We start from the raw sequence: 16,580 nt of genomic DNA on the forward strand, positions 1-16,580 counted from the left end.
GAATGAATTTACGACCCTTAATATTTTTGCTTTGTTTAGGCAGTGCTGCTTTTGTGCAGGCTAATTCCAAGGAAACATTATCGGTACAAGGAAAACAGCAACCGCCAGCTTCTCTTGCCACACCCCCTGAAAACCTTCCTGTCGAGTTTACTCATAAATTAAAAGAAGCTGAGTCTGGTGATATTGATGCCATGCTCGGTATTGGCCTTGTTTATATGGATGGTACTGATTATTTATCTCCTGATGCAGATAAGGCTTTCATTTGGTTTAAAAAAGTCTCTGATCGCGGCAGTGCCGATGGTGACTATTATTTAGGGCTTTTAGCACAACAGCAGCAAAAATATGCAGAGGCAGTGCGCTGGTATCGGAAAGGTGCAGAAAAGGGTGACCCTGATTGCCAATATAGTTTAGGTTTTTTGTATGAGCGTGGCTTAGGCTTGGAGCAAGATTATAAACAAGCTAAAGCATGGTATATGAAGTCCGCCGAACAAGGGGGCGCGTATAGCCAATTGGCGTTAGGCATGTTTTATTACGATGGCTTAGACGGTGAGGTTGATTATCAAAAAGCCAAAATGTGGTATGAAAAGAGTGCACAGCAGGGAGTGGCTGCGGCAGTCAATAACTTAGCTGTCTTATATGAAAAGGGTGAAGGCGTTCAGCAGGACGAGGAAAAAGCCATTGATTTGTATCGACAAGCAGCAAATATGGGTTCAGCAATTGCCCAAATGAATATGGGGGATCTCTATTATGAAGGCCACCGTTTGATTGAAAAGAACCCGTATCAAGCGATGTATTGGTATAAGCGTGCTGCATCACAGGGGTATACAGATGCACTGTTTGTGATGGGGCGGGGCTATGAAGAGGGTGATGGTGTAGGCAAAGATCTTGGCAGTGCCTTTGAGTGGTATTTGCTAGGCGCCAATAATGGTTCTGTTCCTGCTGCAATGAAAGTCGCGGAGTTTTACGAAAAAGGGTTAGGCGGTGTCAAAGCCAATCATGGAAAAGCCATTGAATGGTATATGAGCATGGCCGAGGATGATATTGTCGAAGCACAAACAAAACTCGCTGAATTGTATATTGCAGGGCAACTCCCTGAGATAGATATTCAAAAAGTGGTGAGTTGGCTACAAGCCTCAGAGCAGGATGATATCCAATCAAAAAATCAATTGGCCATTTTTTACTTAACGGGAAATGGGGTAAAACAAGATGCGCGAAGAGCGCGGGAATTATGGCAACAATCCGCGTTTCAAGGCCTCAGCGATGCACAAAATAACCTTGCCGTCATGTATGCCAAGGGTCTTGGTGGCGATAAAAATATCTTTCGAGCCATCATGTGGTTTGAGCGGGCGAGTCAGCAGGATGATAAAACAGCACAAAAAAATTTAAGGTTGTTAAAAGAGAATGCAGCGGTGACAGCAGCGATGTTGGAGTACACGGCAAATGTACAAAAGGCGATGGCTAAGATAAAGGGGGGTGATGAATGATAGCTGAATTGATGGTCGCATATGTACTCGCGGCAACATTGCTAACAATAACACCGGGTATTGATACCGCACTAATTTTAAGAACATCAACGGTTCAGGGAACACGAACGGCCTTTACCGCCGCGGCAGGAATTGGGTTAGGGTGTTTGGCGTGGGGGGCTATGGTAGCCTTTGGTTTAGGCGCACTGATTGCCGCCTCTGAACTCGCTTACTCTATTTTAAAATGGTGTGGTGCTGCCTATTTGTGTTGGCTTGGTGTTCAAATGCTATTGAAACCGAGAAACCATTTTTCAGGTGATAACGCGACATCCACCAAGCAACAAAATTGGTTTATGCGAGGCTTTTTGGGCAATTTACTTAACCCAAAAGTAGGTATTTTCTATGTCTCATTTTTACCGCAATTTATCCCTGCCGGAAAAGATGTAGTGATGTGGACATTTTTGCTGGTGGGGATCCATGTCATTTTAGGGATTATTTGGAGTGGCTTGTTGATTGGTGCTACCCGCCCCCTATCGACATTATTTAAAAAACCGGCGGTAATTCGCTGGATGGACAGAACAACAGGGCTAATTTTTATTATGTTCGCGGCTAAATTAGCTTTCTCTCGCCGATAAAGTCAAAGGCGCCCTTTATCTAAGAGCGCCTGTCTTCTCAGGAAAGTGAGCCGTTATTCAAATAGATTTGAATGCAGAGTGCGCACTATCTCTTCCGCGTCATTACCTGGTACCAGTAGGCAGATATTATGGCTGCTGGCACCGTAGCTGATCATTCGGATATTGAAGGATTCTAGCGCCCCAAAAATTTGTTTGCCGAGGCCATTTACTTGCGACAGTTCGTTCCCAATGATGGCCACTAGCGCTAAATTTTCTTCTACTTCTACGCGGCATAGCGCTGATAGCTCTGTCATCAGTGCGTTGGTGAGTAAGCTACCATTTGTACCCGTAGAGCCAGTGGTGTCTAATGTGAGGGCTACGCTCACCTCGGATGTGGTGATCAAGTCAACGGAAATATTGTGACGTAATAAAATCGTGAATATTTCAGCCAAGAAGCCTCGAGCATGCAGCATTTTTAGGCTATGTAACGTGAGCAGTGTTTGTTTACGGCGCAGTGCTAACGCTCTAAATTGAGGGGCATTCGCGGTTTTATCACACACTAAGGTTCCGCCAGCTTGTGGCTCTTTACTGGAGCCAACAAAAACAGGGATCCCAGCACGTACCGCAGGTAATAGCGTTGCTGGATGCAATATTTTAGCGCCAAACGTTGCCATTTCTGCGGCTTCGTCAAAAGCAATTTCATCGATACGCTGTGCTGCGGGTACGACGCGTGGATCTGTCGTGTAAATACCAGGAACGTCTGTCCAGATATCAACACGTGCTAAATTGAGAACTTCAGCCAATAATGCCGCGGTATAATCGCTACCGCCACGGCCAAGTGTTGTTGTGCGTCCTTTGCTATCTTGCCCAATAAAACCTTGTGTAATGACTAAAGAACCCTGTAGGCGAGGGAGCAAGTGTTGTTGGGCCGACTCTTTTAATTGCAAAAGGTCGGGTTCAGCGCGACCAAAGTTTGCATTTGTTTTCATTACTTTGCGCACATCAAACCATTGTGAGTTAGCCCCACGCTGGCGGAGGACTTCAACAAACAGCAAAGTCGACATAAGTTCACCGTGACTCACCATTTCATCGGTGAGCGCATCGGAAGTTGCCAGAGAAGCGGAATCTGCCAAATGAGCAATATTATCTAATAAACGATTAATCTCTTCGCGAATTACTTCCGCATGTTGTAAATGATCAATAATCGCATATTGGATCTCTTTAACTTTTTGCAGTAGCTGATTACGTTTGTCGGCATCGCAACCTTCGGCAAGCTCTATCAACAAATTAGTGATACCCGCAGAAGCAGAAAGTACCACTACGCGGACATTATTGTTCGAAAGAACAACGTCTGCACTTTTGTTCATGGCTTCAAAATTAGCGACACTTGTCCCCCCAAATTTGGCGATAACGTACGGATTATTTTCTGGCAAAGAGGCTACTGCATTCATGGTATCAATCCCTTTTGGCAATCTATTTTTTATATAGAAATATCGGGTTAGGCCGATGCCGTCAATGAAGAATCGATGCAAATCAGTAATTCTAATGATGACTAATTTATTATCGCTTTTCCCGATGGCTGTAATAAGCTCTGGAAAAATTGCAAAAAATTGCCCAATATCATAAGGATTGCAAGAACGCAGGAAAGTGATAGGTCAAGATGACTCGGCGAGTTACAATTATTTTTATTTCAAATATTTTGGAGAGTGTTATCCATGAATAGTATTAATCCAAGCCAAACGGCAGCATGGCGGGCGCTAGAGCAACATTTTGCGCAAATGAAAGATACCCATATGCGCGACCTGTTCAAACAAGACAATGATCGCTTTACCAAATTTTCCGCGACATTTGACGACCAAATTTTGGTGGACTACTCCAAAAACCGAATTACTCAAGAAACATTGGATAAATTATTCGCATTAGCTGAAGAGACTCAGCTAAAAAGCGCAATGAATAGTATGTTCAGTGGTGAAAAAATTAACCGTACCGAAGATCGTGCTGTATTGCATATCGCACTACGTAACCGTGACAATACACCGATTTATGTTGATGGCAAAGATGTGATGCCAGATGTCAACGCGGTCTTAGAAAAGATGCATCAATTTAGTGAGCGCATTATTAATGGCGAGTGGAAAGGGTATACTGGCAAGGCTATCACGGATGTGGTGAATATCGGTATCGGTGGCTCAGATCTTGGTCCATTTATGGTCACCGAAGCGCTACGCCCTTATAAAAATCACTTAAATATGCACTTTGTTTCTAACGTTGATGGCACGCAGATAGCGGAAACGTTGAAAGTTTTAAATCCAGAAACAACTCTGTTTTTAATCGCATCAAAAACCTTCACGACGCAAGAAACCATGACGAATGCGCATTCAGCGCGTGATTGGTTGCTCGCACAAGCGAAAGATGAACAGCATATCGCAAAACATTTCGTGGCACTGTCAACCAATAGTGAGCAAGTCGCGAAGTTCGGTATTGATACGGCAAATATGTTTGAGTTTTGGGATTGGGTTGGTGGCCGTTATTCATTATGGTCAGCGATTGGCCTATCCATTATCTTGTCTGTGGGTTATGACAATTTTGTTCAGCTCCTCGAAGGGGCTCATGCAATGGATAAGCACTTTACCCAAACGGCTTTTGAAAAGAATATTCCTGTTCTCCTTGGCTTAATTGGCATTTGGTATAACAACTTTTTTGAGTCGGAAACTGAAGCGATTCTGCCATATGATCAATATATGCACCGTTTTGCCGCTTATTTCCAACAAGGAAATATGGAGTCAAATGGTAAGTATATTGACCGTAATGGCAACAAAGTTTCTTATCAAACGGGGCCAATTATTTGGGGTGAACCGGGCACAAACGGCCAACATGCCTTTTATCAATTGATCCATCAAGGAACTAAAATGATCCCTTGTGATTTTATTGCGCCAGCAGTAACGCATAATCCACTCGGTGATCATCACGATAAATTACTGTCGAATTTCTTTGCTCAAACGGAAGCGTTGGCATTTGGTAAGACGCGTGAAGTTGTTGATGCGGAATTTGCGGCTCAAGGTAAAAACCCTGCGGATATGGAGTATGTTGCTCCTTATAAAGTGTTTGAAGGTAACCGCCCAACAAACTCAATCTTGCTTAAAGAGATCACACCTTATTCATTAGGTGCACTCATTGCGATGTATGAACATAAGATCTTCACGCAAGGGGCAATTCTGAATATTTTCACCTTTGACCAATGGGGTGTAGAGCTTGGGAAGCAATTGGCGAGCCGAATTTTGCCTGAGTTAGAAAGTAAAGACGAAATCAGCAGCCATGATAGCTCAACTAATGGGCTAATTAATCGTTATAAAGCTTGGCGTTGATAAGCGTCATAGCTACCTTTCACAGCCTGCCATAATGGCAGGCTGTCGCTATTTAATCATTTCTACTTGATCATTTTGTGTGTATGACTCATTAGCGTTAAAAATTATTTTAAGAAAATTTTACAATTCATGTGGGATTTGTGATTTTTTAACTAATTTGTTAGCTAACTTTAACCTTATCGCAAGGCAACGTGATATCCTTCATGCTAAGAACCAATATGATACAAAACCACACAGTATAGTGGTGGAATGATGAGTAATGGATGAAACGCTTTTTATCTCTCACCCGATAACATGGCTATCAGAAGATGATGACCTTGTTCCTGAAAATGTTTTAGATTGGCTACATGAACTAGGGTCGATGACAAAACGCTTAGAGCAGCATTGCCAACGTGTCACGGTTGTTCCTTATACGCAACGTTATGTGACTCAAGAGGCATTGAGCGAAGAAGAAGCGGCGTGTTTACCTGTCAGTGAATATTATTGGTTACGTGAAGTCATTATGTATGGTGATAATATTCCATGGTTACTTGGACGAACGTTAATTCCACAGGAGACATTGACTGGTGAAGACCGGAAACTTATTGATATCGGTGCTGTACCGTTAGGGCGTTATCTCTTTAGCCATGATAATCTTTCCCGTGATTATATTCATATAGGGCAGCAAAATTTGCGATGGATCCGCCGCTCTCTATTAAGATTATCTGAAAAACCTTTATTATTAACCGAACTGTTTTTACCTGAATCACCTGCATATAAAAGATAAAAAATAAAAGGAGCACAACAAATGGAGGGAAGTATGGCGCTAAGTAAATGGCATGCCTACAGCCGTTTGATGCGTATTGATAGGCCGATAGGGTCGCTATTATTGTTATGGCCAACCTATTGGGCGTTGTGGATTGCCGCTCAAAGTATACCGAGTTTACATATTCTTATTGTCTTTACGGCGGGCGTTTTCTTGATGCGTGCAGCCGGATGCGTGATTAACGATTTCGCAGACCGTCACTTTGATGGCCATGTTGAGCGAACGAAACACCGCCCATTGCCCAGTGGTGATGTGACAGAAAAAGAAGCAAAAATTTTATTCGCTAGCCTCGTTGGTCTCTCATTTTTATTGGTACTGACGCTAAATTCAATGACTATCTGGCTATCTGTTGCCGGATTAGCTTTGGCGTGGATTTATCCTTTTGTTAAGCGAGTCAGCCATTTACCTCAAGTTGTTTTAGGTGCCGCATTTGGTTGGTCTATCCCGATGGGCTTCTCTGCTGTCAGTGAATCGTTACCATTGGTGTGCTGGGTACTGTTTTTGGTCAATATCTTGTGGTCCGTGATTTATGATACCCAGTATGCGATGGTTGACCGCAATGATGATTTAAAAATCGGCGTTAAATCAACAGCGATACTGTTTGGCCAATATGACAAGCTGATTATTGGTATTTTACAGATCGTGATGATTGTTTTATTGGTGTTAGTGGGTTCATTGGCTGATTTAGGAGCGGTGTACTATATCGCACTATCACTATCGGCATTGCTGTTTATTTACCAACAAAAATTAATGGTAGATAGGGAACGAGCACCGTGTTTTAAAGCCTTTTTAAATAATAACTATGTTGGATTGATCTTATTTATTGGGATTTTCTTAAGTTACTTGTAAACCATTTGTGGAATAGTAAAGGGGTAATGTGAAGCACATTACCCCTTTTACGTACTGACGACCCTACGTTTTTAACGTGGGATTTTGTTTATAAGGGGGAACATGAATTGCATTCCCCCTTTTGGTTTCTTTAGACTTAAAAGTTAGTCTTCTTTTGATTTTTCTGTCTCAGTAGCGCGCTCCTCTGGTTGACTCACGCTCTCGATAGTCAAACGAATTTCTGGCGACATTAAACGCGAAATAACCGCATAGAGTTTTTTCGCATTGGCCGTGAAAATGTCGTTTTCATCATTATCAATGTAGCCTTCTTCCCGTAGCGTTTCGACTAAGATTGAAAAGACCGCTTTATCGAAGAATTCAGGAGCGTTAATACCGTGCAGCACAGAAAGACGTTGAGCTAGCATGCGGCTCTCTTTTTCTAATGTATTACGGCTAATTTCTGGACTCGCATTGAGTAAAGAAAGCGTAATCGCATAGCGCTGTAAGGTTTCGCGAACACCTGCTGCGAGCAACTGTAATGGGCGTATACGACGTGGATTAAGAATGACAATATCGTCTTCTTTTAAGCACACTAATTTCTGGTTATTTAGCTCATCAATTAAGGTATCAACGACGTCAACCAAAGAGCCACTATCAAAACGCATAAACAGTTCAGCTTTGAGGAAGGGGTAAATTTGCCCTACTTGATAGTGGATATCTTGGCGGCTAATACTTTCATGATGGAGCACAATGCTCGAGATCAGTGATGGCAACACCAATAAGTGATGAATGTTATTACGATAATAGGTCATGAGAACGGCATTCTCACGAGGAAGAATGATAATGTCTCCCATACTATCTTTTTCGACTTCAAACTTATCCATCTGCAAAGCATGTTCTAACAATTGCTCCGCTGTTTTATTTGGTGTTGTTGCATCAGCCGTATAAGGAACATTACGCAATAACTGTAGGTAACAATCGACTTGCTCAATAAGTTGCTCACGCGTTAATGAACGTTGGCGCGACGCAAGTAATGCCGTTGAGCACAGGTTGATAGCGTTAGCTGCCGCAGCATTATTAATATTGACCATAATGTGATCTGCTAGCCCACTGACGATTGGGTTTAACCAACTCGGGCGCTGAGGTTCGATAGGGTCAATCGAGTCGCGCCAATCAGGTACACGTTTTGTGAGATATTGAGAGAGTGAAATAGGCTGACCAAAATTCACATAGCCTTGGCCTAAGTTACGTAATTTACGTAGGCCGCGAACCATCGAAAAGAAGCCTTCTTTCTCTTTTTCAGCACCACGTAGCTCTTTGGCATAGGTTCCCACTTCCAGAACATTTTCATAGCCAATATAAACGGGCACGATCGTAATAGGACGAGAGTCGCCACGTAGCATCGCTTGTAGCGTCATCGACAAGGTACCTGTTTTTGGCTGAAGTAAACGGCCTGTACGGGAGCGGCCACCTTCAACAAAATATTCAATAGAGTAACCCCGCGCAAATAATTCACTGAGGTACTCACGGAATACGGTTGAATAGAGTTTATTACCTTTAAAGGTTCGACGAATAAAGAAAGCGCCGAGGTGACGGAAAATAGGCCCCGCTGGCCAGAAATTCAAGTTGATACCTGCCGCGATATGAGGAGGAACTAAGCCTTGATGATATAAAACGTATGACAGCAGCAAGTAATCCATGTGGCTGCGATGAGAAGGCACATAAACGATTTCATGACCATCTTGCGCCAATTGGCGAACCCGCTCGGCATGCTGAACGTTGATCCCTTGATATAAGCGGTTCCAAGTCCAACTTAACACTCGGTCAGTAAGACGTATCGCTTCATAAGAGAAGTTAGCGGCAATTTCTTCCATCATATTGACGGCATTTTGCTGAGCTTTCTTCAGTGGAATTTTTTTGCTACGGGCTTCGTCTTCAACCGCCTTTTCAATGGCTTTTGAGGTCAGCAGCTTATTGAATAGCTCTTGGCGAACAGGCAATTTAGGGCCAACAGCAGCAAGGCGTTGGCGTGAATAGTGAATACGCGCGACCCGTGCAAGTTTATTCGCAATAATAGTATCTGTGCCATGTTCTTGCGCCATCAAGCCCATCGACACTGGAGGGGAAAAGCGAACAAAGCTATCTCGCCCAAGCCAGATTATGGCAAAGAACTTTTGAATACCGTTAAGTAAACGCAATGGCGGCGCCGGTGTATGCCCTTCACGCCCAGGAGAGCGACCGAACATGACAGAAGCCGGTAGCATTTGGATATCAAGATTCGGATTACTACGATGCAAATCTAAGTAGGCATGGAATACCTTCACCGATTCTTTACGTGGATTAGGAGAATAATAACGAAATACTCTAGGGCCATCATCAATAAAGACGTAAGCCGGTAATTTAGTGCCATTAATGTCATTATCGACCAAAGGATCAGGTAGGCCGATAGATAAGCATTGGTGACGTAATGTTAAAAGGTCAGATTTAGAATGATATGGCAGCACATATAATGTGGGCCGACTGGTGTCCAATTCAAGTTCTGAAATAGGGTCCGTTGGAACGAGTTTGCTCTTTACCAGTAATTTAAGTGGTAAATTCAACGTGTTGTAATATATTTTACGCCATAGTGACATAAATGATTATAGCCTCTTGTTAACAATGCTTCGCAAGCATACCAGAAATCAACTGGCAAATCTGTTACTGACAATTAACTTTGACCGCAAAAAATGATTATTGTTTTGTAATTTTGAGGAATAAATATGGCAAACCAAACTAAGGGATTTACGCGTGTAATTAAGGCTGCGGGTTACTCCCTTAAAGGGTTGAAAGCAGCTTGGGTCAATGAGGCTGCATTTCGGCAAGAATCCGTTGCGGCAATACTTGCTGTCATTATCGCGTTATGGCTGGATGTTAGCTATATCGACCGATTATTATTGATTAGCTCTGTTGTACTGGTCGCTATCGTAGAATTAATTAACAGTGCAATAGAGGCGGTCGTGGATCGTGTAGGAAGTGAATATCATGAGTTGTCTGGACGAGCGAAAGATATTGGCTCGGCGGCTGTGTTTATCACGATTGGGTTAGCTTTAGTTATTTGGGCGACGATATTGTGGCAGCATTATTTCGTTGGCTAGTCAGAAATTATCGAAAACAGAGCGATTATCGGTGAGATTACTGGCAAATATGGCATTCGAGTGATTTAAGTGTTTCAAATCTTCATTTACCTGTATATACTCACAGTCTGACTGTATAAACAAACAGGGGAACGAAATGAAAGCACTGACCGCTAGACAACAGCAAGTTTATGATCTGGTGCGCGATCACATTTCTCAGACGGGTATGCCACCTACACGTGCTGAAATAGCAGCAAGCCTTGGTTTTCGTTCGCCTAATGCGGCAGAAGAGCATCTTAAGGCCTTAGCTCGTAAAGGGGTGATAGAGATTGTTTCAGGGGCTTCTCGTGGTATCCGTTTACTGCTTGAAGAAGAAAATGATCCTGAAATTCAGGGGCTACCTTTAATTGGGCGTGTCGCTGCCGGCGAACCTTTATTAGCGCAAGAGCATATTGAAAGTCATTATCAGGTTGATCCTGAGCTATTCAAACCACATGCTGACTTTTTATTGCGTGTTAATGGGATGTCGATGAAAGATATCGGGATTATGGATGGTGACCTGTTAGCTGTTCATAAAACACAAGATGTCCGTAATGGGCAAGTGGTTGTGGCGCGTATTGAAGATGAGGTTACGGTAAAACGCTTTAAGCAACAAGGTAACCGCGTTGAGTTAATCGCCGAAAACCCAGAGTTTGCACCTATTATTGTCGATTTACGTCAACAAAATTTCACTATTGAAGGATTAGCGGTAGGTGTGATTCGCAATGGTGATTGGTGTTAATATTGGTCTTATAACCACCCTTCAAAATATTGCTGGCAGATTTTACTGTTTTCTAATATCAACCTAGGTTTGTCACTAGGTTATTAAATTAGATAAAAAGTCTGCCACTCTATTTAAGTGCTCCCTCAGCAAGTACCTACTATCAGCAGTAATTCTACGCCACTTCTTATTTCTTCTTTGTGATAACGGGTTGCTCATGGTTGTGTTCACAATGTTCATGATCCTGGCAAGTGCTGAGTTCGTAACATTCATGACATAATCCATGATTTTCTACCACTGTGTGTCTCAGGTGAAATTGGTGGCTGTTTGCAAGAGACATAATTGCTGTTTCAATTGTTGTGCAATCACTCTCTGTGACACTTCCGCAATGATCACAAATCAACATTACTGAGATATGACTCGGGTTATCGAAATGGTGACAGATAACATAACTATTTGTTGATTCTATTTTATGAATAAACCCTTGCTCTATTAAGAACTCTAAGCCTCTATAAATCGTTGGTGGTTTTGCTTGAGGCTCTACCTCTCTTAATAAATCTAATAAGTCATAAGCACTGATTGCGCCATGTTGCTGTGCAATCAGGCGTAAAACAGTTTCTCTTTGCGGTGTGAGCCGAACGCCTCTTGATTGGCAAATTTTTTCGGCCATCACTAGCAGTTTATCTTCACTCATTTTTTTCATGGTAATTGACCTTACATCAAAACTGAAAATTGCTGTTGTAAACAAGTTTACCATAACTTCATTGCAGATAGAGATGGAAATAAGAAGAGAGCAAAAGGGCTAACATAGAGAAAAATATTTATTTATCAAAAACAAGAATGAAAATTTTAATCCGCAATATCGGACAAAAATAGAGTCATATTACATTTTAAATGTATCGCTTGAGGTTAATTGTCATAACACAGTTTGGGCGTTTTTCTTAACCGTCAGTAATTGTGAGGCTTTAGGCTAGGCTTTTCTGTTAGACCGATGTTTATCGGTAAACGGCACAAAACTGCCGATTTTGGGATGCTATAACCGTCTACGGTCATTAACCTTATAAAATTAAGGTGTAAAATTTAAAATTATGCATTTTGTTTTTTGTATCTCAATAGCGGTTAAATATTCTATTTAAGATGTCTTATTTAATTAAAATAAAGCGATAATTTGTGACTTAAGGTACTTTGTAAGTATTTTTTCGTCAATAGAAGCAACAATCACTAGGCTATTATGGGGAGTGTCTTTTTATGAATAGTTAAAAGGTCGTCTGCAATATCAATAAACTTCATTAGTGGATAATTAATTTGTAATAAAAAATTAGTAGAGGCATAAATAGAGTAGTATTTACTTAGTTATATATTCTAATGTATTTATTTAGCGAATATTGTTTCACTGCCCGCGACCCACATAATCAAAAATAAATCTTGAGTTTCATATCACTTTATTTTTCTAGTTATAAACTCATACCGCGAGAAGTCTTTGAAATACTTCTATCTCTTCTTTATAGATGAATATCTTTATATTCTCTCACTTCACCCTTAGATAAAGGAATATCATCGTTCACTGCTAAGCGACTGCATATGAGGCATGTTTCCCCTATCTATATAGGAGAACAGCGTTGATATGTTTAGGATTATCATGGTTTTTTAAAGGTAACGATTAGAGATAGAACATTGCTATTGAAAAATTATTCTCTTGAGTGGAGATACATCTTTGTATCTAAGTAAAGTAATGCCGTAAGTTTAATTAAAAAATAGCCACTTGGTGAAATTCTAAATAAAACCAAAGGGTAATCATTACACTCAAAGCGGATGACATGAAAAGTAAAGAACTGTTACATTTGGGGTGAATGTCAATTAAGACTTATCTTACAACAATTCAACCACATAGATTAATTATCTTCTTTTGTGTGTAAATTGGTGTTAAGTATTGTTAGATTATAAAATATAGAATTTTATTTCAGCATATTCCTTTTTTATAGTTTTATATGTAATGAAATTATTTCAAACAAATGGATACAAATGTAAATTTTTATAAATTATTTACCTTTTATAAATATAAATTAATCCAATTTTGATGGCTAAAAATATGATTTTTTAGCTTTTGTGGTTGTTTGTGCTTTTGTCTTGGTGTTTGTAAATATTATATTTTGTTTGTAATGCTTTTTTGTTGTGTTTTTGACAAAAGATATTGTTGCGGTAATATTGGAACCAGTTGATGAGGATGTTTGGAAATATTCTTCATATTGAAAAAGATAATTATGCTACTACGTTTTGCTTTTAGAGAAAACGCAATTAGATAAAGATTTTGATATCTTCCAAATATAAGAAAACTCCTAACATTAAATATGTTCCTGATGTTGGCTATTATCTTTGTCTAGTTAATAGTTAATGAAATGACTAATTAACTAGGTTGAAAATTTTATCCATATAGCTATTTCTATATTGGCCGTCACTTTCCTTTATAGGAATAGTATTTTTATTTTTTACTATAGGCGGTGCTCAGGAGTCTATTACTGGATAGCTGAAAGCTAACAATAAGTTAAATTCAAGAGTCACTAGAACCGTAAAAATACGACTACTTAATATGTGTTTTTGAGTATGTAAGTAGAAAGGGTAGTGCCTTTTTTAGAGTCAATTTTTTTGACTTGCCTTTAAAAAGGGGATTAAAAGGATTTTTTTAACCCTAATGGTGTTAGCTAAATAGGCTAATGCTGATTATTCAAGTTTATATTCAAAATTTTAGGACTGGATTTACAAGGATGTAACGAATTTAAATTTGAACATTAAATAACAATGTCTTTCACTACTACATGTTATAAATACAGAGGTATTTAAAATGTTATTCAACAAGAAACTAGTAACAATCGCAGTATTAGCAAGTTCAATGGTAGCTGGTTCAGCATTAGCTGCTGGTGAAGTAGGTAAAAAAAGCACTGAAGTACGTTTCAAAGCTCAATTACGTGCGGCTTCTTGTGATGTAGCTTCAACTGCGGAAGGTTCTGTAATTGATTGGGGTACTTTTACTCTTGACCAAACTAATGGTAAGAATGTTAAAGACCAATTAGGTTCAGATAAAAACTTCAACCTGATCCTGACTAACTGTTCTAAAGCAGCAGCAGAAGATGCAGCTATTTTCGTTCATGCAGAAGGTAAAGAATCTCCACTATTCCCAGAGTATTTTGCAAACACAGGTGCTAAATCTTTAGCAGTTGCATTATCTTCAGGTGGTAAAGATATCAAACCAAACGTAGACACAGAGCTGAAATTCTCTAACGCTGTAGATGTTAACGGTAGCACTACAATTCCTGTATTGGCTAAACTTTTACTGACTCAAGTAGGTGTTGCTCCTGATACATTAAACGTACCAGTTACTTTCTCTGTATCTTATAACTAATACTGATAAAGTTTAGATAATGGCATAAGAGGCTATTTACAGCCTCTTATTATTGAAGATGGAAAATGTAGGTTTAGATAATGCAAACAATAAAACTAAAACAAAGAAATTTGAATTTTTCGATAGATAATCTGCGATTGTTAATTTTACTGTTTGTTTTTATTTTACCATTTATTTCCGCGCAGTCATTTGCGAATGGTGGAGTAGGGTTAAATGCTACAAGATTAGTCTATTCTCAAGGAGAAGAAAGCATTTCTATTAGTGCAAGAAATAATACGAGTATTAACTATCTTGCTAAATTTGCTATAACCCAAGAGAACGGTGGTAAAAATGTTCCTTTCGCAATTTATCCACCTTTAGTTAAAGTTGATAGTAAAAAAAGCCAAGATATTAGAATATTTATACAGCCTCATAGCCTACCAGTAGATAGAGAAACAGTTTTTTACTTTACAGGCACTATGATCCCCTCAACTAATGGACCAGCAACAGGTGCGGGTATCAATATTGGCTATAATAATATTATAAAATTATTCTATCGTCCTAATAATTTACCTATATCAATAGAAGATGCATATAAGAAGTTAGTGATCAAATCCTCTCCATCAGGTGTAGTAGTTGAAAATAACTCTCCTTACTACATAAATCTAAATAGATTAGTGGTTGGTGGAAAAAAGGTCAGTTTAAGCCTACAGAAAAAGAATACCATGATTGCGCCATATAGTTCTTATAGCTATACAGTCGGTGGAGGTTTGAATAATAAGCAAGCTACATGGGTTGTAATTAATGATCTAGGTGGCGAGGAGAAATATGATGGCCAAATACTTTAAATACATCAAACTTGGTTGCCTAGCGTTACCGTTTTTATTGGGTTTTAATAGCGTTGCAAATGCAGTTAAATTTGAAGTTAAAGGTAATATCATTAAAGGCTCTTGTAAAGTTGTCTCTCCTACATTAGATGTTACTTTCAATTTACCGATACAGACCAACACAATAAAAGAAGCTGTTACAGATAAAACGCATGTGAAGCAATTTTTATTTGGTTATGAATGTGATAGCTTTGATTTTTCTAATGGAAATGCGGGTGTACCATATCTGATGAAAATAACTTCGGGCAGTGGTACTGAAGTTAATAGCATGAATAAAATCTATCCTACTAATAATATAACAAATGCAGCGTTTGTATTATGGTCTTGTAAAGACGATGAGTCCAGTTGCAAAATAGTTGAACTTTCAAAATCAGAACATGTACCTTTTACTATAAAAGGGAATGGTAAAGCAGAAAATTTATTCGAAGTTAGTGTGGTTAAATTAGATGGTGAAAGTTCTTTAAAACCTGGAGAGTTGCTTTCCTCTATAGATATTACGTTAGAGCAACCATAATAAGGAATTATTATAATGAATTTTAAGAGAAATAATCTTATATTTGCGGTTACTTTAGGCGTGTGTATGTTATTTGGAAATGCAAATGCAAAGGATAAAGAAGGGGTAGACATAGAATTTAATGTGACTGTACCTAAAAATACATGTGATATCCTTATTGAAGGTACTTCACAGAATGTCATTGATTTTGGTTCAATCGCTTTGGCAAGATTAAAGTCTGATTCCGCTGAGGGAAAAGTTAAATTACCTTTTTCGATTAAATTAGCGGAGTGTAAAAATAATGACTTTGCTAATAATTATATTACTTTAGATGGTAACTATGTTGTTGAAAATAATGGATTCTTAGATGATCCTGGTGAGAGAACTTTTGCTATAAGAATCAGTGATAAAGAAACAGCTACGCAAGCTGATGATGTCTTTTTTGATAAAAATAAAAACAAAATTTGGACCAATATTCAAGAAAATGTCATGGAAAAACAGTTTTATGCCTATTTAATGTGCAAGAATGGGGTTAAAGACTGTGCATCTGACGCAAACATTGGTCAATTCAAGTCAACGTTCACGTTAACTTATATGGTTGACTAACTAAATTGGTTTTTCTAATGTTTAAAAAAATACTGTTCTTGATAGCATTACTGATGACATCCAGCGTATTCGCGAATGGAATATCTCTAAATAAAAGTAGAATTATTTTTTCACATAAGGATGTGAGTCAAGATATTCAACTTATAAATGACTCGAATCATCCACTCATTGTTCAAACAACAATGTTGGGCGAGGATAAAAAATCTCAGAATAATAATTTTATTGTTTTACCTCCTTTATTTAGAGTCGAAGCTAATAGTGGATACTCAGTAA

Annotated in this window: 15 protein-coding genes; 12 read left to right on the plus strand and 3 right to left on the minus strand. The window is 39.3% G+C overall.

The genetic code is table 11. The features are described 5' to 3' along the window. The first annotated feature begins 2 nt into the window (after nt 1-2). Together PR675_RS18155 and PR675_RS18160 are read left to right on the plus strand one after the other, a co-directional pair. Entirely contained in the window at nt 3-1,484 is a 1,482-nt protein-coding gene (locus tag PR675_RS18155) for a tetratricopeptide repeat protein (protein ID WP_060560899.1), read from the plus strand. Then, nucleotides 1,481-2,098 (plus strand): LysE family translocator, encoded by a 618-nt coding sequence (locus PR675_RS18160; RefSeq protein ID WP_060560900.1) that lies wholly within the window; start codon nt 1,481-1,483, stop codon nt 2,096-2,098. Before PR675_RS18155 ends, PR675_RS18160 begins: the two co-directional genes overlap by 4 nt. Before the next feature lie 53 nt (nt 2,099-2,151). On the opposite strand, the gene lysC is transcribed toward PR675_RS18160, so the two are convergent. After that, entirely contained in the window at nt 2,152-3,528 is a 1,377-nt protein-coding gene (gene lysC, locus PR675_RS18165) for a lysine-sensitive aspartokinase 3 (protein WP_004925907.1), read from the minus strand. A gap of 264 nt (nt 3,529-3,792) precedes the next feature. Here lysC and pgi point away from each other — a divergent pair, with 264 nt between their 5' ends. The 3 genes from pgi (at nt 3,793) to ubiA (ending at nt 7,093) form a co-directional block, all read left to right on the plus strand. Next, the gene (pgi, locus tag PR675_RS18170; protein WP_004925910.1) at nt 3,793-5,439 is read left to right on the plus strand and encodes a glucose-6-phosphate isomerase; all 1,647 of its coding nucleotides are present in this window, start codon (nt 3,793-3,795) and stop codon (nt 5,437-5,439) included. Nucleotides 5,440-5,698: 259 nt separating this feature from the next. Further along, complete coding sequence (gene ubiC, locus PR675_RS18175) at nt 5,699-6,205, plus strand: chorismate lyase (RefSeq protein ID WP_004925912.1); 507 nt, start codon at nt 5,699-5,701, stop codon at nt 6,203-6,205. Nucleotides 6,206-6,238: 33 nt separating this feature from the next. Continuing rightward, on the plus strand, nt 6,239-7,093 hold the full coding sequence (gene ubiA, locus PR675_RS18180) for a 4-hydroxybenzoate octaprenyltransferase (RefSeq protein ID WP_169342289.1): 855 nt from the start codon (nt 6,239-6,241) through the stop codon (nt 7,091-7,093). Between the two features lie 143 nt (nt 7,094-7,236). Here the strand turns inward: ubiA and plsB are convergent, their stop codons facing one another. Next, nucleotides 7,237-9,705, minus strand: a complete 2,469-nt coding sequence (gene plsB / locus PR675_RS18185; protein WP_014656931.1) for a glycerol-3-phosphate 1-O-acyltransferase PlsB — start codon at nt 9,703-9,705, stop codon at nt 7,237-7,239. Nucleotides 9,706-9,831: 126 nt separating this feature from the next. On the opposite strand from plsB, the gene PR675_RS18190 reads away from it, so the two are divergent. Both PR675_RS18190 and lexA read left to right on the plus strand, forming a co-directional pair. Continuing rightward, nucleotides 9,832-10,206 (plus strand): diacylglycerol kinase, encoded by a 375-nt coding sequence (locus PR675_RS18190; RefSeq protein WP_004925918.1) that lies wholly within the window; start codon nt 9,832-9,834, stop codon nt 10,204-10,206. A 136-nt stretch (nt 10,207-10,342) separates the two neighbouring features. Continuing rightward, a complete protein-coding gene (lexA, locus tag PR675_RS18195; protein ID WP_004925920.1) occupies nt 10,343-10,966 on the plus strand; it encodes a transcriptional repressor LexA in 624 nt (207 codons plus the stop codon). Between the two features lie 166 nt (nt 10,967-11,132). Here lexA and zur read toward each other — a convergent pair whose 3' ends face one another. Continuing rightward, on the minus strand, nt 11,133-11,648 hold the full coding sequence (gene zur / locus PR675_RS18200) for a zinc uptake transcriptional repressor Zur (protein WP_004925923.1): 516 nt from the start codon (nt 11,646-11,648) through the stop codon (nt 11,133-11,135). Nucleotides 11,649-13,784: 2,136 nt separating this feature from the next. On the opposite strand from zur, the gene PR675_RS18205 reads away from it, so the two are divergent. The 5 genes from PR675_RS18205 to PR675_RS18225 all read left to right on the plus strand — a co-directional run. Then, nucleotides 13,785-14,342 carry a fimbrial protein gene (locus PR675_RS18205; protein WP_004925927.1) on the plus strand — a complete coding sequence of 186 codons (558 nt, stop codon included), beginning with the start codon at nt 13,785-13,787 and terminating at the stop codon, nt 14,340-14,342. 80 nt (nt 14,343-14,422) lie between these two features. Beyond that, nucleotides 14,423-15,169: a fimbrial biogenesis chaperone gene (locus tag PR675_RS18210; protein ID WP_004925930.1), complete on the plus strand. Its 747-nt coding sequence runs from the start codon at nt 14,423-14,425 to the stop codon at nt 15,167-15,169. Continuing rightward, nucleotides 15,153-15,722 (plus strand): fimbrial protein, encoded by a 570-nt coding sequence (locus PR675_RS18215; RefSeq protein ID WP_104873037.1) that lies wholly within the window; start codon nt 15,153-15,155, stop codon nt 15,720-15,722. Before PR675_RS18210 ends, PR675_RS18215 begins: the two co-directional genes overlap by 17 nt. Before the next feature lie 15 nt (nt 15,723-15,737). Then, nucleotides 15,738-16,307, plus strand: coding sequence for a fimbrial protein (locus tag PR675_RS18220; protein ID WP_004925932.1), 570 nt, complete (start codon nt 15,738-15,740; stop codon nt 16,305-16,307). A 53-nt stretch (nt 16,308-16,360) separates the two neighbouring features. Then, nucleotides 16,361-16,580: fimbrial biogenesis chaperone (locus PR675_RS18225; protein ID WP_272582855.1), on the plus strand; the 220-nt coding region annotated here is incomplete at its 3' end.

Source organism: Providencia sp. PROV261 (assembly GCF_028477945.1).
In the GTDB taxonomy this organism is placed as follows: domain Bacteria; phylum Pseudomonadota; class Gammaproteobacteria; order Enterobacterales; family Enterobacteriaceae; genus Providencia; species Providencia stuartii.